Origin of the sequence: Sphingorhabdus buctiana, assembly GCF_042680825.1 — a bacterium.
GTDB lineage: Bacteria > Pseudomonadota > Alphaproteobacteria > Sphingomonadales > Sphingomonadaceae > Sphingorhabdus_B > Sphingorhabdus_B buctiana.
In genome coordinates, this window is record NZ_JBHUEL010000003.1 from 84,552 (window position 1) to 103,623 (window position 19,072).

At 59.1% G+C, this 19,072-nt stretch carries 21 protein-coding genes; 8 read left to right on the top strand and 13 right to left on the bottom strand.

Annotated features, from left to right (window positions below; genetic code table 11):
• Positions 1 to 5 precede the first annotated feature (5 nt).
• From ACFSAG_RS03430 to ACFSAG_RS03440, 3 genes are all read right to left on the bottom strand, one after another.
• Positions 6 to 800 carry an exodeoxyribonuclease III gene (locus ACFSAG_RS03430; RefSeq protein WP_381511416.1) on the bottom strand — a complete coding sequence of 265 codons (795 nt, stop codon included), beginning with the start codon at positions 798 to 800 and terminating at the stop codon, positions 6 to 8.
• Between the two features lie 277 nt (positions 801 to 1,077).
• Complete coding sequence (locus tag ACFSAG_RS03435; RefSeq protein ID WP_381511418.1) at positions 1,078 to 1,695, bottom strand: LolA family protein; 618 nt, start codon at positions 1,693 to 1,695, stop codon at positions 1,078 to 1,080.
• 60 nt (positions 1,696 to 1,755) lie between these two features.
• A complete protein-coding gene (locus ACFSAG_RS03440; RefSeq protein WP_381511420.1) occupies positions 1,756 to 4,068 on the bottom strand; it encodes a DNA translocase FtsK in 2,313 nt (770 codons plus the stop codon).
• A gap of 121 nt (positions 4,069 to 4,189) precedes the next feature.
• Here ACFSAG_RS03440 and ACFSAG_RS03445 point away from each other — a divergent pair, with 121 nt between their 5' ends.
• On the top strand, positions 4,190 to 5,419 hold the full coding sequence (locus tag ACFSAG_RS03445) for a UbiH/UbiF/VisC/COQ6 family ubiquinone biosynthesis hydroxylase (protein WP_374612518.1): 1,230 nt from the start codon (positions 4,190 to 4,192) through the stop codon (positions 5,417 to 5,419).
• On the opposite strand, the gene ACFSAG_RS03450 is transcribed toward ACFSAG_RS03445, so the two are convergent.
• The 3 genes from ACFSAG_RS03450 to ACFSAG_RS03460 form a co-directional block, all read right to left on the bottom strand.
• Positions 5,416 to 6,081 (bottom strand): YiaD family glycine zipper/OmpA-like lipoprotein, encoded by a 666-nt coding sequence (locus ACFSAG_RS03450; protein ID WP_374612516.1) that lies wholly within the window; start codon positions 6,079 to 6,081, stop codon positions 5,416 to 5,418. The genes ACFSAG_RS03445 and ACFSAG_RS03450 overlap by 4 nt on opposite strands.
• A gap of 71 nt (positions 6,082 to 6,152) precedes the next feature.
• Positions 6,153 to 6,611, bottom strand: a complete 459-nt coding sequence (gene queF, locus ACFSAG_RS03455) for a preQ(1) synthase (RefSeq protein ID WP_381511422.1) — start codon at positions 6,609 to 6,611, stop codon at positions 6,153 to 6,155.
• 218 nt (positions 6,612 to 6,829) lie between these two features.
• On the bottom strand, positions 6,830 to 7,015 hold the full coding sequence (locus ACFSAG_RS03460) for a hypothetical protein (protein WP_381511424.1): 186 nt from the start codon (positions 7,013 to 7,015) through the stop codon (positions 6,830 to 6,832).
• 98 nt (positions 7,016 to 7,113) lie between these two features.
• On the opposite strand from ACFSAG_RS03460, the gene ACFSAG_RS03465 reads away from it, so the two are divergent.
• The 4 genes from ACFSAG_RS03465 (at position 7,114) to metC (ending at position 10,843) form a co-directional block, all read left to right on the top strand.
• Positions 7,114 to 7,779, top strand: a complete 666-nt coding sequence (locus ACFSAG_RS03465; protein ID WP_381511426.1) for a hypothetical protein — start codon at positions 7,114 to 7,116, stop codon at positions 7,777 to 7,779.
• Between the two features lie 102 nt (positions 7,780 to 7,881).
• On the top strand, positions 7,882 to 8,724 hold the full coding sequence (sseA, locus tag ACFSAG_RS03470; protein WP_381511428.1) for a 3-mercaptopyruvate sulfurtransferase: 843 nt from the start codon (positions 7,882 to 7,884) through the stop codon (positions 8,722 to 8,724).
• 99 nt (positions 8,725 to 8,823) lie between these two features.
• Entirely contained in the window at positions 8,824 to 9,609 is a 786-nt protein-coding gene (locus tag ACFSAG_RS03475) for a DUF2189 domain-containing protein (RefSeq protein WP_381511430.1), read from the top strand.
• A gap of 37 nt (positions 9,610 to 9,646) precedes the next feature.
• Positions 9,647 to 10,843 carry a cystathionine beta-lyase gene (metC, locus tag ACFSAG_RS03480; protein WP_381511432.1) on the top strand — a complete coding sequence of 399 codons (1,197 nt, stop codon included), beginning with the start codon at positions 9,647 to 9,649 and terminating at the stop codon, positions 10,841 to 10,843.
• Here metC and ACFSAG_RS03485 read toward each other — a convergent pair.
• The 6 genes from ACFSAG_RS03485 to ACFSAG_RS03510 form a co-directional block, all read right to left on the bottom strand.
• The gene (locus ACFSAG_RS03485) at positions 10,840 to 12,384 is read right to left on the bottom strand and encodes an ATP-binding cassette domain-containing protein (RefSeq protein WP_381511434.1); all 1,545 of its coding nucleotides are present in this window, start codon (positions 12,382 to 12,384) and stop codon (positions 10,840 to 10,842) included. The genes metC and ACFSAG_RS03485 overlap by 4 nt on opposite strands.
• Positions 12,381 to 13,172: an ABC transporter permease gene (locus ACFSAG_RS03490; protein ID WP_381511436.1), complete on the bottom strand. Its 792-nt coding sequence runs from the start codon at positions 13,170 to 13,172 to the stop codon at positions 12,381 to 12,383. The genes ACFSAG_RS03485 and ACFSAG_RS03490 overlap by 4 nt, the downstream gene beginning before the upstream one ends.
• Positions 13,169 to 14,089, bottom strand: coding sequence for an ABC transporter permease (locus ACFSAG_RS03495; RefSeq protein ID WP_381511438.1), 921 nt, complete (start codon positions 14,087 to 14,089; stop codon positions 13,169 to 13,171). Before ACFSAG_RS03495 ends, ACFSAG_RS03490 begins: the two co-directional genes overlap by 4 nt.
• Before the next feature lie 9 nt (positions 14,090 to 14,098).
• Complete coding sequence (locus ACFSAG_RS03500) at positions 14,099 to 15,232, bottom strand: epoxide hydrolase family protein (RefSeq protein WP_381511439.1); 1,134 nt, start codon at positions 15,230 to 15,232, stop codon at positions 14,099 to 14,101.
• Between the two features lie 65 nt (positions 15,233 to 15,297).
• Positions 15,298 to 15,864, bottom strand: coding sequence for a TMEM165/GDT1 family protein (locus ACFSAG_RS03505; RefSeq protein WP_381511440.1), 567 nt, complete (start codon positions 15,862 to 15,864; stop codon positions 15,298 to 15,300).
• A 31-nt stretch (positions 15,865 to 15,895) separates the two neighbouring features.
• Complete coding sequence (locus ACFSAG_RS03510; protein ID WP_381511441.1) at positions 15,896 to 16,228, bottom strand: hypothetical protein; 333 nt, start codon at positions 16,226 to 16,228, stop codon at positions 15,896 to 15,898.
• Between the two features lie 182 nt (positions 16,229 to 16,410).
• Here ACFSAG_RS03510 and rpmG point away from each other — a divergent pair, with 182 nt between their 5' ends.
• Positions 16,411 to 16,578, top strand: coding sequence for a 50S ribosomal protein L33 (gene rpmG / locus ACFSAG_RS03515; protein WP_374612488.1), 168 nt, complete (start codon positions 16,411 to 16,413; stop codon positions 16,576 to 16,578).
• Between the two features lie 90 nt (positions 16,579 to 16,668).
• On the opposite strand, the gene nhaA is transcribed toward rpmG, so the two are convergent.
• On the bottom strand, positions 16,669 to 17,862 hold the full coding sequence (gene nhaA / locus ACFSAG_RS03520; RefSeq protein WP_381512030.1) for a Na+/H+ antiporter NhaA: 1,194 nt from the start codon (positions 17,860 to 17,862) through the stop codon (positions 16,669 to 16,671).
• A gap of 127 nt (positions 17,863 to 17,989) precedes the next feature.
• Between nhaA and ACFSAG_RS03525 the strand changes: the two genes are divergently transcribed.
• Together ACFSAG_RS03525 and ACFSAG_RS03530 are read left to right on the top strand one after the other, a co-directional pair.
• Positions 17,990 to 18,448, top strand: coding sequence for a LuxR C-terminal-related transcriptional regulator (locus ACFSAG_RS03525; RefSeq protein ID WP_381511443.1), 459 nt, complete (start codon positions 17,990 to 17,992; stop codon positions 18,446 to 18,448).
• 146 nt (positions 18,449 to 18,594) lie between these two features.
• Positions 18,595 to 19,032, top strand: coding sequence for a hypothetical protein (locus ACFSAG_RS03530; protein WP_381511445.1), 438 nt, complete (start codon positions 18,595 to 18,597; stop codon positions 19,030 to 19,032).
• Positions 19,033 to 19,072: the final 40 nt, after the last annotated feature.

Consider the following 19,072-nt stretch of genomic DNA (forward strand, 5'->3'; position numbering starts at 1 on the left):
ATCGCTCAAATGCGAAACTCCGTGACGATAGGGACATGGTCTGAAGGCTTGCCCCAACCCCGACAGGGTTTGTGCGTCTTGTGGCCGACTGCCTTGTCCTTGAGGTCAGGGGTAACCCACATGTGATCGAGGCGGCGGCCGCGATCCGATGTCTCCCAATCCTGTGCGCGATAGCTCCACCAGGTGTAGAGTTTTTCCTGCGGCGGAACGAACTCGCGGGCGAGATCGACCCATTTACCCGCCGCTTGCAATCCGCCCAGCGCCTCCACCTCGATCGGGGTGTGGCTGACGACGTTCAATAATTGCTTGTGGCTCCAGACATCTGTCTCAAGCGGGGCGACGTTGAAGTCCCCGGTCAGGATGGTCGGAGCCGAAAGGCTGCCTGACCATTCGGTCATCCGAGCCAGGAAATCGAGTTTCTGGCCGAATTTCACATTCTCGTTGCGATCCGGAATATCGCCGCCTGCGGGCACATACACATTTTCAAGCCGCACGCCGCCACGCAGCTCTACGCCGACATGGCGAGCTTCGCCATTGGCCTGCCAGTCGTGCGCCTGCCGGTTGGCGAGTGGAACCTTACTGAGGATCGCGACGCCATGGTGCATCGGCTGCCCGTTGATGACGATATGGTTATAGCCAAGCTGGCGGAACGGCCCTTCGGGAAACAGGGGATCGGCGACCTTTGTTTCCTGCAGGCACAATATGTCGGGGGCTTCCTCACGAAGGAAGCGCTCGACAATGTCGATGCGGGCACGGACCGAATTGATATTCCACGAAGCGATACGAAGGGTGGTTGCCATGGCGGCTGCTTAGGGGCGGGTCCCGCGCTCGGCAAGGGGGGTTTGCGAAAAAGCAAAACCCCCATCCCGGGGGCATTTGGGATGGGGGTCGAGCTTGCGTTCGTCACGCTGAAACCGAAGGGAGATTTTGGTGCCACGGGCAACAGGGGGAAAACCGCGCAGCCATCTATCCTTCGATGTATTCAATCTAGGGCGATTTTCCTGTCAGCAACATGAACAGAGCTGTTCAGTTTATCGGCTGGTCGGCTCATGGGCTCGACTCACCGATGAGTTGCAATCAGCTCTTCCGGCGTGGCCGCGGGTCGCGCCAAGTGAAGTTCGACTGCGCAATCGGCTGGTTGAATTTCACATTGTCGAGTCGCACGGTTGTGCGGTTGTTTTTAGAATCGAGCGCGACCCATCCGTTCAGAGTCAGTCCACCGGGCGCGCCGCCCTGTTTCACAAAGATCATGGTCATCGTACCATATTCAGGACGCTTTGGATCGCGCACCTCAACGCTGATCACGTTGGGATTGGTCGTTGGCACACGCTTGCCAAAGCGCGCCAGATCCTTGCCGGGGTCGAGCAACGCGGCAAGAGGGCTGTTGCGGATGGGCCAGCGCTGCACCTGCTTCACTTCATAGTCGACCAGAGTCAGTGCCTTGCCATCTGCAACAATCAGCAGCGGAACGCCTTTCTGATATTCGAACTTCACATGTCCCGGCCGCTTCAACAGCAGCTTACCGGAAAGGCTCTGTCCATTGCGATCAGTCTGGGTGAAAGTCGCGCTCATCGTGGTCACCGCTTGCATGTGGCCAACCACCTGCGAGAGGTCGTTCGATTGCTGCGCAGGGGCACTCGCGGCGGAAGCCATGATTGCGGGCACAAGCAGAATTCGGGAGAGTTTCAGTGTCATGGTTTTTCCTTGGCTTTGGCCGCACCGCCTAGCGGACAGGCTTTGAACCGCATCTGAATGTCAGATCGGCTCACCATTACGGTCGCGCAAGACTTCGCGGCGACCGATATGGTTGGGCGCGCTGATATAGCCATCCTCTTCCATGCGATCGATCAAGCGGGCAGCGCTGTTATAGCCGATGCGAAGCTGGCGCTGGATCCAGCTCGTCGAGGCCTTCTGGCTTTCGAAGACAATCTGGCACGCCTTGCGGTACATCGCATCTTCAGGGCTGTCATCATCGCCCAAGCCATCGAGCGCGAACCCGCCATCTTCGGGCTCCTCGGTGACCGATTGGATATAATCTGGCTCACCCTGCCCGCGCCAGTGATCGGCGACCTTGCGAACTTCTTCGTCGGAAACAAACGGCCCATGGATACGCGTCAACCCACGCCCACCCGCCATATAGAGCATGTCGCCCTTGCCCAGTAGCTGTTCGGCGCCCTGCTCTCCCAGGATCGTGCGGCTGTCGATCTTTGAAGTGACATGGAAACTGATGCGCGTCGGCAGGTTTGCCTTGATGACGCCGGTGATGACGTCGACCGACGGGCGCTGCGTCGCCATGATCAGGTGGATACCCGCCGCGCGCGCCTTTTGCGCGAGGCGCTGGATCAGGAATTCGACTTCCTTTCCCGCAGTCATCATCAGGTCGGCCAGCTCGTCGACCACCACCACGATTTGCGGCAGCGGCTGGTAATCATGCTGCTGCTCTTCATATTGCGGCAAGCCTGTCATCGGATCATAGCCGACCTGGATCTTGTGCCCCAAGGGCTGGCCCTTGGCCTTGGCGGCGAGGATCTTTTCATTGAAGCCCTGCAGGTTGCGCACGCCGACCGAAGACATCATCCGGTAACGGTCTTCCATTTGCTCAACCGCCCATTTGAGCGCGCGGATCGCCTTGGCTGGCTCGGTTACGACGGGCGCAAGCAAATGCGGGATATCGTCATAGATGCTGAGCTCGAGCATCTTGGGGTCGATCATGATCATCCGGCACTGATCAGGCGTGAGCCGGTAGAGCAGCGACAGGATCATGCAGTTGAGACCAACCGACTTACCCGAGCCGGTGGTACCGGCAACCAGCAAGTGTGGCATCGGCTGGAGGTCCGCCACCACCGGATCACCGGAAATATTCTTGCCCAGGATGATCGGCAACTGCCCCTTCTGGTCGGCAAAGGCCGAAGAGGCGATCATTTCCTGCAGCATCACTGCTTCGCGGTTGTTGTTCGGCAGCTCGATGCCAATGACAGTACGGCCGGGCACGGTTGATACACGCGCCGACAAGGCAGACATGTTGCGCGCAATATCCTCCGCCAGCTGTACGACGCGCTGCGCCCGTACGCCGGGTGCAGGTTCCAGCTCGTACATGGTGACGACGGGGCCGGGGCGCACCGCGACGATTTCGCCCTGCACCTTGAAGTCATCGAGGACCGATTCGAGCAACCGCGCATTTGATTCGAGCGCGGCCTTGTCGAGCTTGGGCGCGGTCGAGGGCGGCGGGGTATCGAGCAGGTCGATCGAAGGCAGCGCATAATTGCCAAAGAAATCGCCCTGTTTGGCACCGGTGCTGAAGCTTGCTTTCTTCGGCGGCAATTGACGCTCGGCGATTTCAGGGGCGCGACGCGGTTCCTTTTCAACCGGTTTGCGCGGCACGGGGTCGGCAACAAATTCCGGCTCACGATCAGGCATCGACGGATCGGCTGACAGTTTTTCCGACGCGCCACCAAGTGACGGCATGGGAATCGAAGGAATAGAGAAAAGCGGTCGTTCGAGTTCGAGCGAACGGGTAACCAGGCTGATTCCACCGACAACCGACGCAAGTATGGCAACCCAGCGCGCAAGCGTGCTCCAGCCTTCGCCCAGCTTGGCGATCAGTGCGCCATAGGCCCCGTCGAGCAGCAAGGCAGGGGTACCGCCCCAGCCTGCAGGTAAGCCTATATCGCTGCCATGTTGCCAATGTGCCAAACCGAAACCGATCAGCAACATACCCAACAGGCACAGGACCAATTGCCGTTTCCAGCGCGGCTGCGGCACATCGCGCCACAACCGGCGGGCATAGACTAGCAGCAGCGGGAAAAGCAGTATGGCGGGCAGGCCGAAAAGGAACAGCGAGGCATCGGCGATATAGGCCCCGCTTTGCCCCATCCAGTTGTCGGTGACACCCTCAGCCGCGCTGTTGAATGCATTGTCCGCTGGCGAGTAGCTGAGGATCGCAATCGCATAAAAGGCTGCAAACAGCCCGACAGCACCCGCACCAATTAATGCGCCGCTACGCAGCAACGACTGGCGCATCATCTGGCGCCAATTGGCAAGCGAAGTTTTGGGGGAGCGCGATGCCATGACCTGTTTTGAACGCCTTTTGATTGAAACCAGCACCTTTTCGCGGAGGCGGGACTCGGCGTCAAGAGTCCGCAGATTTTCTAACCTTTTCAGCCATCGAAAACCGGCCTAAGCGATTCCCATGTCCAAGACACAATTTGCCGACATTGTCATCATTGGTGGCGGGCTGAACGGCCTTGCCCAGGCGCTTGCATTTGCGGTGCATGGCGTCACCTGCCATGTCATCGACCGGGCCGATCAGGCGGCCATGCTGGCGCCGCATTTCGATGGCCGCGTATCCGCCATTTCCAGTTCGAGCATGAAATTGTTCGAAGCGATCGGCCTCGGTCCCGCACTTGCCGGCAAAGGTTGCCCGATCGAGCAGATTTGGGTCAGCGACGGCCTCAAACCCGGCGCGCTCGATTTCGTGCCGGAAGAAGGCGATGGCTATTTGGGGCAGATGTTCGAAAACCAGCTTATCCGTCGGGCTCTTTACGAAAGCGCCATGGCTAGGCCCGAAATCACGCTGCACATGCCCGCTGAAATTGCGCGTTCCAAGGCTGATGATGCTGGAGTTCGCGTCGAACTCAAAAATGGCGATGTCTTGACGGGTTCGCTGCTCGTGGTCGCCGAAGGGCGCAAGAGCGCGTCGCGCGATGCAGCGGGAATCCGCCTTACCGAATGGGACTATGCCCATGAGGCAATGGTCACGGCGATTTTCCATGAAAAGCCGCACCGCAGCGTTGCCTATGAGATTTTCTACCCTTCCGGCCCGTTTGCGATCCTGCCGATGCTCGACGACGAAAAGGGACGGCACCGTTCGGCGATCGTCTGGTCGGTACCGCGCGCAGAGGCTGGCGTGTATCGCAAGCTTTCACCGCGCGGCATGGCACATGAAATTGAGAAGGCGATGGGCGGGCTGCTCGGCGCCATCGAGATGAACGCGCCGGTCATGGGCTACCCGCTCAATTTCCAGCATGCCAACCGCATCACCGACACCCGCATGGTGCTGGTTGGCGATGCGGCGCACGGGATGCACCCGATTGCCGGCCAGGGCCTGAACCTCGGTCTGCGCGACGTTGCAGCTTTGGCACAAGTCGTCGTCGAAGGGATGCGTCTGGGGCTTGATCCTGGCGATGCACAGATCCTCGATCGTTACACCCGCTGGCGCAGCCTTGATGTTCAAAGCGTGATGATGGCGACCGATACGCTCAACAAGCTGTTCGGCATCCCCGGCCAAACCGCATCCGCCGCACGTCGCCTCGGCCTTGCCGCTGTTCAGCGGCTGAAACCCCTCAAGGATTTCTTCATGGCCGAAGCGCGCGGAGAATCCGGCAATCTGCCCAAACTGTTGCAGGGCCTCACGGTCTAACTCGCCGTTACTGGCACCAGACGGATTTCAACCCGACGATTCTGCGCCCGGCCTTCCTCGGTGGTGTTGCTCGCCTTGGGCTGGCTTTCGCCATAGCCCTTGGTGGCCAAGCGGGCGCGCTGCACACCGCGGCCTGCAAGATACTCCGCAACGGTCGAGGCACGCTGTTCGGACAAGGTCTGGTTGAACGCATCTGACCCTACTGAGTCGGTGTGGCCCATCACATCGACATAGGTTTTTTCATACTCGGTCAACGTCGAGCCAACTTTGTCGAGCGTCGAGCGAAATTCGGGCGACAGGTTCGCGCTGCCAAAGGCGAAGGTCACTTCAGATGGCATGTCAAGCACCAGCTGGTCACCATCGCGCACAACCTCCACGCCGGTACCGGCGGTCTGTTGGCGTAGCTTCTTTTCCTGCTCGTCCATATAATAACCGACGCCAGCGCCTGCGATTGCACCAATCCCGGCGCCAACAATTTTTTCAGTGCGGTCACGGCGGCCGCCGATCAGGTCACCGAGCAAATATCCGCCCAGTGCCCCGCCTATGCCGCCAATCGCGGTTTTGGAGATTCGCTTTTCTCCGGTTTCGGGATTGGTCGTGCATGCCGTCACCGGCAAAGCGGCGATCAACAGGGCGGCGGCAATCTTCGAACGACGTTCCATGGCACAATCTCCTTTTCTGTCAGGAGAATATGACCACATCAAAGCTGAACGGAAAATGACGCAGAGAGGTTTCAGCCTCGTCCGCGATAGGGGGCGACACCCTGATCCGGCAGCCAAAGCCCTTCGGGTGGTGTGCCGGACTGCCAGAAAACATCAATCGGAATACCACCACGCGGATACCAATATCCGCCGATGCGTAGCCAGACGGGCTTCATCTCGCGGAACAGCCGTTCGCCGATGCCGACGGTGCAGTCTTCGTGAAAAGCCGAATGATTGCGGAACGAGCCCAGAAACAGCTTGAGTGATTTCGATTCGACGATGGTTTCGCCCGGGCAATAATCAATGACGAGATGCGCAAAATCAGGCTGTCCGGTAACCGGACATAGCGAAGTGAATTCCGGCACGGCAAAGCGCGCAAGATACAGCGTCCCCGGCCGGGGGTTCGGAACATAATCAAGCTCGGCCTCTTCGGGTGAAGCGGGCATCGAACTGTTTTGGCCAAGATATTTGGGATTCGGTTTGTCGTTCATGCGGCTCGTCTAGCGCCTCGAACGGCTCATGTCATTCCCGGGCTACCATTCACAGCGCATTCAGCCGCGAACGCACTGGAAAATCGCCATGAGCATGCGGTTCGTAGGTTGGAAATCTGTGTGTGTTGGGGCGCTTCTTATATCATCGCCTGCACCCGCACAGGACACCCAAGCACCAGAGGATCTGGGCACCTCGACGCCACCTGAATTGCGCGATTTCAGGCTCGATACGCCGCCCGCGCGAAATGAACCGCGCGAAAGCCAGCCACAGCCGGAACCTGTTCCATCGCATGTGCAACCGCCTGAGGAAAGGCCATCTGCTTCACCGTCAACCAATCGTCAGCCGCAGACAGCACAAACCCAAGGCGCGCCTGCGAGTCCCCTTCGAAATCAGTCTGCGCCACCAATAGTGGAACCGCCAGTCGCTGAAGTGACACCGGAGGCGAACGAAATTCCCCCCGCGAATGAACCGGCAGCCGCACCCATAGCTGATGCGAAGTCCATGCCTGCAGACGAAGGCGGAATTCCGATCGAATACCCGATAATCGCGCTTACTCTATTGGCGATACTGGGTGGATTAGCTATCCTGTTCCGTCGCCGACGCGGGAAGGTAACAGCGGAATTCGAGGAACAGGAAAAGCCCGCGCAACCCTCTCCGCCGGTCCGTCTGCAAATGGGTGGATCTCGAGCGACCGCAGCTTTCGTGCCCCAATCGGCGATGTTGAGCATTGCCAGCCTGACCATCACCGGCAGGCTCGCCGTTGTGAACAAAACGGGCAGCGCGATCGAAAGTCTAGTGATCCGGTCGCAGATGATATCTGCCCAGCCCAATCAGAACGAGGCGATTGAGGCGTTCCACAACACCCCTGACGCCGGTTCGATTCAGTCATTGGGTGCGCTGGCGAAAGGAGAAACAATCGACGCACTAATCGAGATTCGTTTGCCGCGGATCGAACTCGCCTCATACCGTTGGACCGAGCGAAAATTTGTAGCCCCGATTATCTTGATAAACATTTCTGGACAGGCGGATGGACACCGCATCGAATTGCGCCTTTCGGAATTGATCGGGCGCATAGGTGCTGGCGGTGCAGCCCGCATGAAGCCCTTGGCTGTCGATCGCGGTCCCAAAAGGTTTACGGGTGTAACTGCCAAGCCGCTATTTGCCTGAAATCCTACTGTTAGCGCTCGACTAGCCCTGAAAAGCGGCATATCGTGCACTGCACAAGAATCGCATCAAGCGAGCGACATCGGACGAAAAGGTACGGGCAAAATGGAACTGTTGGTTAGCACCGAGTGGCTGGCGAAAGAACTTGGCGCATCTGATCTGCGGATCGTCGATGCAACCTGGCACATGCCAGATGCAGGACGCAACGCCGCAGCAGAATATGAAGGTGGGCATATTCCCGGCGCCGTATTCATGGACCTCGCCGAAATCGCTGACAGCAACAGCACCCTGCCCAACATGCTGCCCCCACCAGAAAAATTCGCCAGCCGCATGCAGTCGCTCGGCCTTGGCGATGGGAGCCGCATCGTTGTTTACGACGATAGCCCGTTCAAATCCGCCACCCGTGCATGGTGGATGTTGACGCTTTTCGGGGCACATGACGTCGCGATCCTTGATGGTGGCCTTGCCAAGTGGAAGGCCGAGGGCCGTCCGCTGGAAAATGGCAAACCGGCGTTGCGTCACCGCCACTTCACCGTCTGGAAGGACGAAAGCGGGGTCAAGAACAAGGCTGACATACTCGCCAACCTGCACAGCAAGGATGCAGTCGTTGTCGATGCCCGTGGTGCAGGGCGTTTCACAGGTGATGAAAAAGAACCGCGCCCCGAAATGGCTTCGGGCCATATACCGGGAAGCCGAAACCTTCCGTATTCCAACCTGTTCCATGCCGATGGCACCTGGAAACAGGGTGAGGAGCTTGTGGCTGCATTCAAAGAAGCCGGTGTTGACCTTGACCAGCCGATGATCACCACGTGCGGTTCAGGCATGACAGCTGCGGTCGTCCTGTTTGGAGCGCGCATGACGGGCAAGAAAGACGTATCGCTCTACGACGGCAGCTGGAGCGAATGGGGTCTTGATCCCGACACACCCAAGGCAACCGGCGCGGCCTAAGCCGCTTTCCCGACTTAATAGGCCTGATGTTCGGCGCTTGATACAAGGCGCAAAACGTTGCATTCTTTCTGCGGGGAAGAAGAGCAGGGAGAGAGCATTATGGCTGGTGTCGGCCAAACCCCTATTGCGCCCTATGCGGTCGCCAATAATCTGACATTTGCAGACCTTCGTTCCGCACTCGCCGCAGGGTGGCGCGATTTCATCGCCTATCCGGCATTCGGCATCTTCTTTGCCGCCTTCTATGCCGTAGGCGGTGCAGCACTGGTGTACGGGCTGATCAAACTAGGGGAAGGCGCCTGGTCGATCCCGGTCATAGCAGGTTTCCCGATCATCGCGCCCTTCGCCGCGGTCGGGCTGTACGAAGTCAGCCGCAGGCGACAGGCTGGAATCGCGATCGATTGGCGTTCGATCCTGTGGGCATTGCGCGGTCGAGGAGATGACCAGGTGATGATGGTCGCCGGTATCGTCTTTGTCGCCTTCAGTTTCTGGATGATCCTCGCCCACGGCATATTCGCAATCTTCATGGCCGAATCCGGTATTGGCGGCGAGAATATCGAAATGCTGCTCCAACCCATGGCGATCGCCATGCTGTTGGTGGGCAGTCTCGTCGGAGCAATCTTTGCCTTTGCCTTATATGCAATCACGGTGATGAGCCTGCCAATGCTGTGCGACAAGGATGTCGATTTCATCACTGCGATTATCGTCAGCCTTGGCACGATCAGGTCGAACAAGGCGGTGATGACGGGCTGGGCTGCTATAATAGCGATCACATTGTTTCTTGCCATGCTCCCTGCATTTCTGGGACTGTTCGTTGTTCTGCCGGTGTTGGGGCATGCGACGTGGCATCTCTATTGCAGGGCTGTGGGCGGTGCAGCAGCGCACTGACCTTGCAGCGAAGCGGCGTTAGCGGCTAACGAGCGACATGGTCGATCCCAAGCACCCGCAAAAACCCGATACCAAGATCATCACCGGCGGCCGCCGCAAGGCGCTGACAGGCGCCGTGGTAAACCCGCCGGTCTGGCGCGCCAGCACACATCTCTACGACGATGTTGCGGCGCTCGATGCAGGCGACAAGACCAACGAGGACGGCCGCTTCTTTTACGGCCGCCGCGGCGCGCCCACCCAATGGTCGCTTGCCGAAGCGCTGACCGAGCTGGAGCCCGGCGCGCACGGAACCATGCTCTACCCTTCCGGCGTTGCGGCAATTGCAGGGGCGCTGCTTTCGGTCTTGCAACCCGGTGACGTGCTCTTGATGAGCGACAATGCTTACGATCCCAGCCGCAGTTTTGCGCAGGGATTTCTCAAGCGTTGGGGCGTTGAAACTCGCTTTTTTGATCCACTGATCGGGGCAGGAATATCGGAGCTATTCTGCGATCGCACCCGAGCGATCCTGATGGAAAGCCCGGGCAGCCTCACCTTTGAGGTATCGGACATTCCGGCCATCTGTGCTGCCGCAAAGGCGCATAAAGGCGCGCGGGAGATCGTCACCCTGCTCGATAACACCTGGGCGACACCTTATTTCTTCACCGCGCTCGATAAGGGCGTCGATATGGCGATCTTGGCTGCGACCAAATATGTCGTCGGCCACAGCGATGTGATGGCGGGGGCAGTCACCACCACCAAGCGACACTGGCAGGCTTTGCGAGCCACCGCACAAACACTTGGGCAAGTGCTGTCGCCCGACGATGCCTATCTCGCCGCACGGGGGTTGCGGACGATGGCGGTTCGGTTGAAAGCGCATGAGGCTTCGGCTCTCGATATCGCGCATTGGCTGACAGCGCGTCCCGAAGTGGCAGGCGTCCTCCACCCGGCGCTTCCTTCCTGCCCCGGGCATGAAATCTGGAAGCGCGATTTTGCCGGATCGTCCGGCTTATTTTCGTTCGTGATCAAAGGCGATTGGAACAAGGCGGCAAGTTTTGTCGACGCGCTGGAACTGTTCGGCATCGGCTATAGCTGGGGCGGCTTCGAAAGCCTCGCTGTTCCCAAGCGCCCCGAAAAATACCGCAGCGCGACGCAATGGACATGTGACGGAACCGTTATCCGGTTGCAGATCGGTCTCGAAGACGTTGGCGATTTGAAGGCCGACCTTGAACGCGGCTTTGCCGTTTTCGCTGCTTAGCCGCTTGCGGCAATCAGTCGGCGGGTGGCCTCCGCTTGCGGGTTAGCGAACAATTCTTCGCGAGGCGCGCATTCAACAATCCGTCCCGCTTCCATCACCGCGATGCGGTGGGCCGTGCGACGTGCAAGCGCGAGGTCATGGGTGATGAACAGAAGCGATAAGCCGCGTGCGCGCTGCAGGCGATCAAACAGCGCGACCACGCCATCCGCCACAAGCGGGTCGAGCGCAGACGTCGCCTCATCAAGCAGCAGCATGGCAGGGTTAGCCGCAAGCGCCCGTGCAATGGCTACGCGTTGCGCCTGCCCCCCCGAAAGCGAAGACGGTTTGCGTCCTGCAAAATCACGCGGCAGCCCCACTTCTTCCAGAAGGTCCGCCGCGCGCTCCGCGCGATACTCGTGCGGCACCAGCCACTTCACCGGTTCCAGAATGATATCCGCAACGCTCCAGCGTGGATCAAGGCTGGCCAAAGGATCTTGGAATACCGGTTGGATAAGGCGCCGATGCTCAGAGCTGCGTCGGTTGCGTGGCGGCATGGCAGTGCCTTGCCAGCGAACAGAGCCGGCGGCCATCGGCCCCAATCCTGCAATCGCCCGGCCCAATGTGGACTTGCCCGAACCCGAACCACCAACCAGCGCCAGCGTTTCGCCTTCGGCCAAGCTCAGGCTGGCATCGACAACTGCGTCGATGCGCCCTCTTCGCCAGCCCGGCTTGGGGAAATGCACATGAATGGCTTCCGCTTCGAGTAGCGTTTCGCCGGTGTCGGGCAGCTGGTGTAATGGTTCAGAAAGGCGCGGTGTCGCCGCCATCAACCGCCCGCCATAATCAGTGGCCGGTGCGGTTGCGATCTGCTGCGCGGGTCCGGCCTCGGCCACCTTGCCCGATTCGAGGAGCAGCAGACGGTCAGCATGATGCTCAATGCCTGCAAGGTCATGGCTGACCAGCAACATCGCCATCCCGCGCTCGCGGCACAGACGCACAAGCAGTGCCATGATTTCACCGCGCAAGGCAGCGTCGAGCGCGCTTACCGGTTCGTCGGCAACAAGATAGCGCGGGCCATGCGCCAGCGCCGCTGCAATCAGAACACGCTGCCGTTCCCCGCCCGAAAGCAGGTGCGGATATTGCGCTAGCCTTTCCTCCGGCCGCGACAGGCCTACGGACTCGAGCATCGCAACCATTGCCGCCTTGTCAGGTTTCACACCGCCAGCCTGCATCGCGGCTTCCTGCAAATGCTGGCCTACGGTGCGGTGCGGGGTGAGCGCAGTGAGCGGTTGTTGGAAAACGAAGCCGACTTTTTCCGCGCGTATCCGGCTCAAATCGCGTTCCGGCATACCCACCAGTTCGATTCCGTCGAGCATCGCCGAACCGCTCGCCACCCCGGCGCTGAGACCAAAGGGCGTCATTGCGCTCATACTCTTTCCAGCACCAGAGGCACCGGCCAGCGCGACTATCTGTCCCGGCGCCAAGGAGAAGCTGATATCTTCCACTATGGTACGATCGCCAACGCGAACGCCCAGATTCCGGACGACATAGCCCTCGCTCATCGGGCCGCATCCGCAAGCCGGTCACGAAAACGTTCACCAGCGATCGTCAGGCATGCAATCACTAGTACCAGTACCCCACCGGGCAAAAGCAATGCGGCGGGATTCATGTCCATTTCCTCGGCACCCTCGTTCACGAGGATACCGAGCGAGGTCAGCGGCTCCTGCACGCCAAGGCCGAGGAAGGAGAGAAAACTCTCAATCATCACGACATGCGGCACGGTCAGCATCAGATAGGCAACCGCCACCCCGGCAACATTGGGCAGGATGTGCCGCAACAACGTCGCCCGAGCCGGTGAGCCGGCGGCCTCTGCTGCAAGGATGAAAGGGCGCTGTTTTAGCGCAATCACCTGCCCGCGCACCACGCGCGCCATGGTCAGCCATTCAACAAAACCGATGCCGAGGAACACGAGCAGGATGGAACGGCCAAACACCACCATCAGCAGGATGACCACGAACATGAAAGGCAGCGCATAAAGGCCATCGACAATGCGCATCATCAATTCGTCGGTGCGCCCGCCAACCCATCCGGCAATCGCGCCCCAGGCAACACCGATGACCAGCGCGACCAGCGCCGCCGCCAAAGCGACCGACAGGGTCACCCGCGTGCCCACCAGCAGCCGCGCCAGCCGATCACGCCCTAGATCATCAGTACCGAGTAGATGGCCATCGGTGAACATGCCAACCCGGACGCTGTCCCAATCGATCGCAACATGGTCGAACGGAAGCAGCGGCGGTACCAGCAAAGCTGCCAGCACAATCAACGCGACAATGACCAATGCAGGTCTCATCCCTCACGCATCCGGGGATCGAGCCAGCCGTAGATCAAGTCGGCAAACAGGTTGAAGAGGATGATCAGCGCGGCGTAGAGCGTCACCACACCAAGGACGAGCGGATAATCACGGTTCAAGGCACCCTGCACAAAATAGCGGCCGAGGCCGGGCAATCCGAATACGGTTTCAATGACCACCGCCCCGGTCAGCAGCGCCGCAGCCGCAGGACCAAGATAGCTTGCCACCGGAACAAGGGCTGGGCGCAATGCGTGGCGGCGCAATATCGTCAGCGGTGCAATTCCGCGAGCACGCGCCGCACGAATATGGTCGGACCCAAGCTCGCCTGCCAGGCCCGCACGCGCCAGTTTCGCCACCGCGCCGGTAACCGGCAGCGCCAAGGCAACAACCGGCAGGACAAGCCAATCCCAACCGTCATTCTGCCCTGAAACCGGAAACAAACCCAGCCACAGGCCGAAGATCAACGCGAGCAACGGCCCGGTGACGAACGTCGGCAGCGCGGTCAATAGAGTAGCCGCCAGCATCAGCACCTCATCCTGCCATTTGCCAGCGCGCAGCGCAGCCCATAGCCCCGTAGAAATGCCAAGCAGGCTCGCCAGCACCAGCGCGCAGCCACCAATCAACAGCGATACCGGCAAAGCCTCTGCCACCAACCCTGAAACCGTGAAATCGCGATAGACCATGCTCGGCCCGAAATCGCCCTGCGCCAGTCGGGTAAGATACATCCAAACCTGCTCGGGCAAGCTCTTGTCGAGGCCATAGGCCGCCTCAAGCGCCGCGCGAACTTCTGGTGCCAGCGGGCGCTCACCATCGAACGGACCACCGGGAGCGAGGCGCATCAGGATGAAAGACAGGATGATGATCGCCAACAGTGTCGGCACCGCCGTCAACAATCGTCGTGCAATCAACCTGCCCATGAAAGCTGTTTAGAGGCTCAGATTCCCAAAGCAATTGCGGACTTCGGCGATGAAGATTTCGGGCCGTTCCATCGCGGCGAAATGTCCACCTTTTTCGAGCTCGTTCCAATAGACGATATTCTTGTAGCGCGTTTCAGCCCAGCGACGCGAGGGACGGAACAGCTCTTTGGGGAAGGCGCTGATACCGGTAGGCACCGGTACCTCGGCAAGGTTGCCCGCCGCAAAACTGTGCCAGTAAAGCCGCGCCGACGAAGCTGCGGTGGCGTTCAGCCAGTAGAGCATCACATTGTCGAGCAGGTGATCGCGGCTGAAGACATTTTCAGGATGGCCGTCGCAATCCGACCAGCCGTGGAATTTTTCGATGATCCAGCACATCTGGCCCACCGGGCTATCGGTCAGCGCATAGCCCAATGTCTGCGGGCGTGTGCTTTGGATTTTCGAATAGCCGCTGTCCTTTTCCTGATACCAACCGGCGCGCATCAGAGATTGCGCTTCGAACGGCGTCGGTTCCGCCATTACCTCAGGCGGGGGTGCGGCGACTGCCATATTGACGTGGATCGCTGCACAAGCCCCCTTATTCTGCGCACCAATGGCAGAAGTGACCATTGCGCCCCAATCGCCGCCTTGTGCGAAATAACGGTCATAACCGAGCCCGCGCATCAGCACATCCCAGGCCTCGGCAATTTTCTCAACCGACCATCCCGCTTGGGCAGGCTTGCCCGAAAAACCATATCCGGGCAGCGAAGGCAGGACGAGGTGGAAAGCAGGTTGGCTGCTGTCTCCAGGCTCAGTCAGGGCGGTAATGACGTTCACAAATTCGAGCACCGAACCGGGCCAGCCATGCGTCATGATCATGGGGCGGGCGTCGGCACGGCTGCTCTTGATGTGCATGAAGTGGATATCGAGCCCCTCGATTTCCGCCTTGAAATGTGGCCAGCGGTTAAGCTCCGCCTCGCAGCGTCGCCAATCATAGTTGTTGCGCCAATATTCGAGCAGCTCCTTGGCATAAGATAAGGGCAGCCCCTGATCCCAATCGTCAACCGTTTCCTTTTCGGGCAAGCGGGTTAACGCCAGACGAGTCTGCAAATCATCCAGCGCGCTTTGCGCAATCGAAACTGTAAAGGGTTGCGGGTTGATCGACATCGGGCCTCCACTCCTGAATATGCAGCGCACCGTGTCGCCTAATCAGATTGAGTGCAAGTCCGGCTTTAAATGAAATGCCAGGCGCGCAGGGCCTGGAGCAACCCGAAGGCGCAAAACAGCAAGCCTGCGCCGATGCGAATGCGCTTGAGCGGCAACAGCTTCGCCAATTTGTCCTTGAGGATGATCGCCGGCAGGACCGCCGCAATCGTACCGAGCCAGCCGCCAATAGCCGGAAAAATCCAGTGCCCCGCCATCGCTGCATTGGCACCGATGATGAACTGGCCCTTGTCGCCAAATTGCAGGATGAAGAGACCGAGGAATGCAGTCAGGAATGGCCCTGTCTTCCATCGGGTGAGCAAATCCAGATTCCGCCGCCACGCGAGCATCGCGATCCCGGCAAGGAAGTAAGCGAGCCCATTAAAAAGGCGGACCGGATCCTGGCTAATCCATTCGTCAACAAACGAACCCGCAAATGCAGAAAGCAGGCAATTGGCAAGGCTAGCCAAGCCAAATCCGGCGATCACCGCGCGGTTATTTGAAAAACGAAGAGCGAGTGCTGCAGCAAGCAATTGCGTACGATCGCCCGTTTCGGACAATAGCAGCGAAAGGAAGGTTGCGATCAGGCTGTCCATTATCAGTGACTAGCCCAACAGGCTGAGTTCGTCAGCCGCCGAGTCGGACGGCAACCGAGGCAAGCAGCGCCTCCGAAGCGGCGGGGTGCAAATGGGCGATGCCGATCGCGTCGGACATGATTCCCAGAAAGCTCTCGGTGACAGCATTGCTGCCATGCGTACCAAAACGCTGCAGCGCAGCTTCAAAGGTTGCGGCGATTTCGGAAATGGCTGTCAGTCCGTGGTGGGCTGACGTTTCGCGGATGTTTTCCAGCCGCATCAGGAACTGTAGCGGATTGGCATCATAGGCAGTCATTCGCAACGCCTCGACCAGTTCGCCCAGTTCTGCACGAATCAACAACAGTTGGTCATGATCGTATCGCATGCGGTTTGCCCCCGATTGCCTTGGAGCCGTGATGCGCCTTTATGGTTACCGAACGGTTAAAATGCGCAATTTCAGATGCAGGCTTGACTTTTGGGCCGCTTCGTCGCAGTAGCGCGCCAGTTTCGGGCGGCCTCAACGCCGTCCGTTTTCTTTTTCAGCGATTCGAACCGAAGGAACAGGCCATGGCGAAGCCAGCCACCGTCAAAATCCGTCTCGTCAGCACTGCTGACACCGGCTTCTTCTACGTAACGAAGAAAAACCCCCGGAATCAGACGGAAAAGATGACTTTCCGCAAATATGATCCCGTCGCGCGCAAGCATGTCGAGTTCAAGGAAGCCAAGATCAAGTAAGGCTGGCCGCGGCCGACTGGCCTGCGCCCATCTTGCCATGGCAATCGATCAAGGGACGCAATTCGCGTCCCTTTTTTGATTCGCACGATGTCAGTTTTTTACGGGCGGGCTGCACCAGCGCAGCAGCATGAAGCCCGAGATGGCCGAAAGAATCGATCCCATCAACACACCGATCTTCACGGCATCGGCTTGTGCGGGGTCAACAAAGGCGAGCCCACCGATAAACAGGCTCATCGTGAAACCGATACCGCACAGCAGCGCCACGCCATAAACCTGCGTCCAGCTTGCATCGCGTGGGCGCGCGGCGAGCCCCAATTTGACGCATGCCCACACACTGCCAAAGATGCCGATCTGCTTGCCCAGAAACAATCCCAGTGCAATCCCCAGCGGTAGCGGCGCTAGAAGGGCATCGATTCCCACGCCCTCAAGCGACACGCCCGCGTTGGCAAATCCGAACAGCGGCACAATGAAAAAGGCGACGGGCTTGGCAAGCGCGTGTTCCAACCGGTGCAATGGCGAATCCTCTGCATCCGGCGCAGCTATTGTGCGTTTGAGCGGAATGGCAAATGCCGCCAAAACCCCTGCAATTGTGGCATGCACGCCCGACAGCAGCGTTGCATACCACAGCAAGGCAGCGAGGATCAGATAGGGCCAAAGCCGCATCACGCCCATACGTGCCAAAGCGAGCATGATAAGCCAGATCGCCGCAGCAGCACCCAAAGCTGCCAAATTGAGACTCGCCGTATAGAAAAGCGCGATGATGGCGACGGCACCCATATCATCAACAATAGCGACGGTGGTCAGGAACAGCTTGAGCGAGGCCGGGGCGCGGCTACCGAGCAGTGCGAGCACGCCGATCGCAAAGGCGATGTCGGTCGCTGCCGGGATCGCCCACCCCCGATGCAAGTCGGGATCGCCGCCCGCGATGAAGAGGTATACCGCAGCCGGCACGGCCATGCCGGCCGCAGCAGCAATCATCGGCAATAGGCGGTCGGCCCAACTGGCAAGATGGCCGTCGACAAATTCACGTTTGATCTCCAGCCCGACGAGCAGGAAAAAGATCGCCATAAGGCCATCATTGATCCACAGGTGCACGGTCATCGGACCCAATTTGGGCGTCAGAACCGGGCCGGTTACTGCATGGATCAGATGAAAATAATTTTCTGCGACAGGTGAATTTGCAACCGCCATTGCCAAGGCTGCAATAAACATCAAGATGATACCGCCAGCGGCTTCGCTGTCGAGGAAGTCGCGCAGAACCGATGCTGGGCGTTTTTTCGTCATATCCATGGTGCTTTGTTTTAACCTACCAGCATTATGCCGAAACAGATATGCGGCAAACCGGTTGCCATTCGCAAGCTTGTTCCGGTAGTTATCGCATCAAGGCAGTTACCGTGTGTGGGTGGTGACAATGGATCAACAGAGCGTAGAGCGCCTGACCGACCGGCAAAAAGATTGCCTGCGATTGGTCGCGCGGGGTTTCACTTCAAAGGAAATTGGGCGGTTGCTCGAACTTTCGCCTTCGACGGTCGACAATCATGTAACCGCTGCCGTCCAGCAACTTGGGGCCGCCAATCGGGGGGCAGCTGCCCGCGCGCTGGCAGATCTGGAACTTGGGCAGAAATTGCCTAGTCAGCCGCAGCACCTTGCCCAATCCAGGCGGACAGCCATTCTCGCTACCGAAACGGGCGGGACGAACTGGAGCCGCAATGCGCTCCAGCTTCTCGCCCCTCCCCCGGTAGGAGGAAAGCATAATGACTTAGATGGCACCTCGCGAACGTTGCGCATCCTGCAGGTCGCGGTCCTGGCGACAGCTTCGGTGATTGCTTTGACAATCCTCGTCTCTGGTCTTTTCCGGACTTTTGGCTGAACCCGAAACCCCCAACATCGGCAGCAGCAGCTGATCAGGGCCGCGTTCTGCCGGATGCGTTGTATTACCGGCAATGGACGGCAATATGCAGGTCGAAGCCACCACCCCGGCTTGCATATTGTCACGGTCGATGGTCTTGACAGGACATGCCCGCAGCTTCTCTCCCCGACGCCCTGATAATCAGCCTGTATTGGGTTTTTGCGGCTTTGTGCTGTGGCTTTGCCGCAGTCGCAGGCGGCAAAACGGGTCGCACGGGCGCTACGATGATCATGACGGCAAGCGTCGCTTCGGCGGTTGCGGGTGAGTTTGGAACATGGGCTCACATCCATGTTCCCGTCATGGCCATCGACCTATTCCTGCTGGTAGGATTTTATTGGCTAGCCATGCGCAGCGAGAATTTTTGGCCCATTTGGGCCACCGGTTTCCACCTGATCACAGTCGTTTCGCATTTCGCCATGCTGTTCAGCGACGATGTCAGGCAGATGCTGTATTACGGGTTTGGCGCTTTCTGGTCGCTGCCTGTGATGCTCGCAATGGTGATCGGAACCACTCTCGACCGCTCGGGCACGCCAGCACAATCCTGAATTGCATTTCAGCTGCGCCTTGCGCGCAGGAAATCAACAG

What these genes read in the sequence shown, in the direction of transcription:
- ACFSAG_RS03430 (WP_381511416.1), bottom strand. Translation starts at nt 800, where the DNA reads ATGGCAACCACCCTTCGTATCGCTTCGTGGAATATCAATTCGGTCCGT.
- ACFSAG_RS03435 (WP_381511418.1), bottom strand. Translation starts at nt 1,695, where the DNA reads ATGACACTGAAACTCTCCCGAATTCTGCTTGTGCCCGCAATCATGGCT.
- ACFSAG_RS03440 (WP_381511420.1), bottom strand. Translation starts at nt 4,068, where the DNA reads ATGGCATCGCGCTCCCCCAAAACTTCGCTTGCCAATTGGCGCCAGATG.
- ACFSAG_RS03445 (WP_374612518.1), top strand. Translation starts at nt 4,190, where the DNA reads ATGTCCAAGACACAATTTGCCGACATTGTCATCATTGGTGGCGGGCTG.
- ACFSAG_RS03450 (WP_374612516.1), bottom strand. Translation starts at nt 6,081, where the DNA reads ATGGAACGTCGTTCGAAGATTGCCGCCGCCCTGTTGATCGCCGCTTTG.
- queF (WP_381511422.1), bottom strand. Translation starts at nt 6,611, where the DNA reads ATGAACGACAAACCGAATCCCAAATATCTTGGCCAAAACAGTTCGATG.
- ACFSAG_RS03465 (WP_381511426.1), top strand. Translation starts at nt 7,114, where the DNA reads ATGCCTGCAGACGAAGGCGGAATTCCGATCGAATACCCGATAATCGCG.
- sseA (WP_381511428.1), top strand. Translation starts at nt 7,882, where the DNA reads ATGGAACTGTTGGTTAGCACCGAGTGGCTGGCGAAAGAACTTGGCGCA.
- ACFSAG_RS03475 (WP_381511430.1), top strand. Translation starts at nt 8,824, where the DNA reads ATGGCTGGTGTCGGCCAAACCCCTATTGCGCCCTATGCGGTCGCCAAT.
- metC (WP_381511432.1), top strand. Translation starts at nt 9,647, where the DNA reads ATGGTCGATCCCAAGCACCCGCAAAAACCCGATACCAAGATCATCACC.
- ACFSAG_RS03485 (WP_381511434.1), bottom strand. Translation starts at nt 12,384, where the DNA reads ATGAGCGAGGGCTATGTCGTCCGGAATCTGGGCGTTCGCGTTGGCGAT.
- ACFSAG_RS03490 (WP_381511436.1), bottom strand. Translation starts at nt 13,172, where the DNA reads ATGAGACCTGCATTGGTCATTGTCGCGTTGATTGTGCTGGCAGCTTTG.
- ACFSAG_RS03495 (WP_381511438.1), bottom strand. Translation starts at nt 14,089, where the DNA reads ATGGGCAGGTTGATTGCACGACGATTGTTGACGGCGGTGCCGACACTG.
- ACFSAG_RS03500 (WP_381511439.1), bottom strand. Translation starts at nt 15,232, where the DNA reads ATGTCGATCAACCCGCAACCCTTTACAGTTTCGATTGCGCAAAGCGCG.
- ACFSAG_RS03505 (WP_381511440.1), bottom strand. Translation starts at nt 15,864, where the DNA reads ATGGACAGCCTGATCGCAACCTTCCTTTCGCTGCTATTGTCCGAAACG.
- ACFSAG_RS03510 (WP_381511441.1), bottom strand. Translation starts at nt 16,228, where the DNA reads ATGCGATACGATCATGACCAACTGTTGTTGATTCGTGCAGAACTGGGC.
- rpmG (WP_374612488.1), top strand. Translation starts at nt 16,411, where the DNA reads ATGGCGAAGCCAGCCACCGTCAAAATCCGTCTCGTCAGCACTGCTGAC.
- nhaA (WP_381512030.1), bottom strand. Translation starts at nt 17,862, where the DNA reads ATGACGAAAAAACGCCCAGCATCGGTTCTGCGCGACTTCCTCGACAGC.
- ACFSAG_RS03525 (WP_381511443.1), top strand. Translation starts at nt 17,990, where the DNA reads ATGGATCAACAGAGCGTAGAGCGCCTGACCGACCGGCAAAAAGATTGC.
- ACFSAG_RS03530 (WP_381511445.1), top strand. Translation starts at nt 18,595, where the DNA reads ATGCCCGCAGCTTCTCTCCCCGACGCCCTGATAATCAGCCTGTATTGG.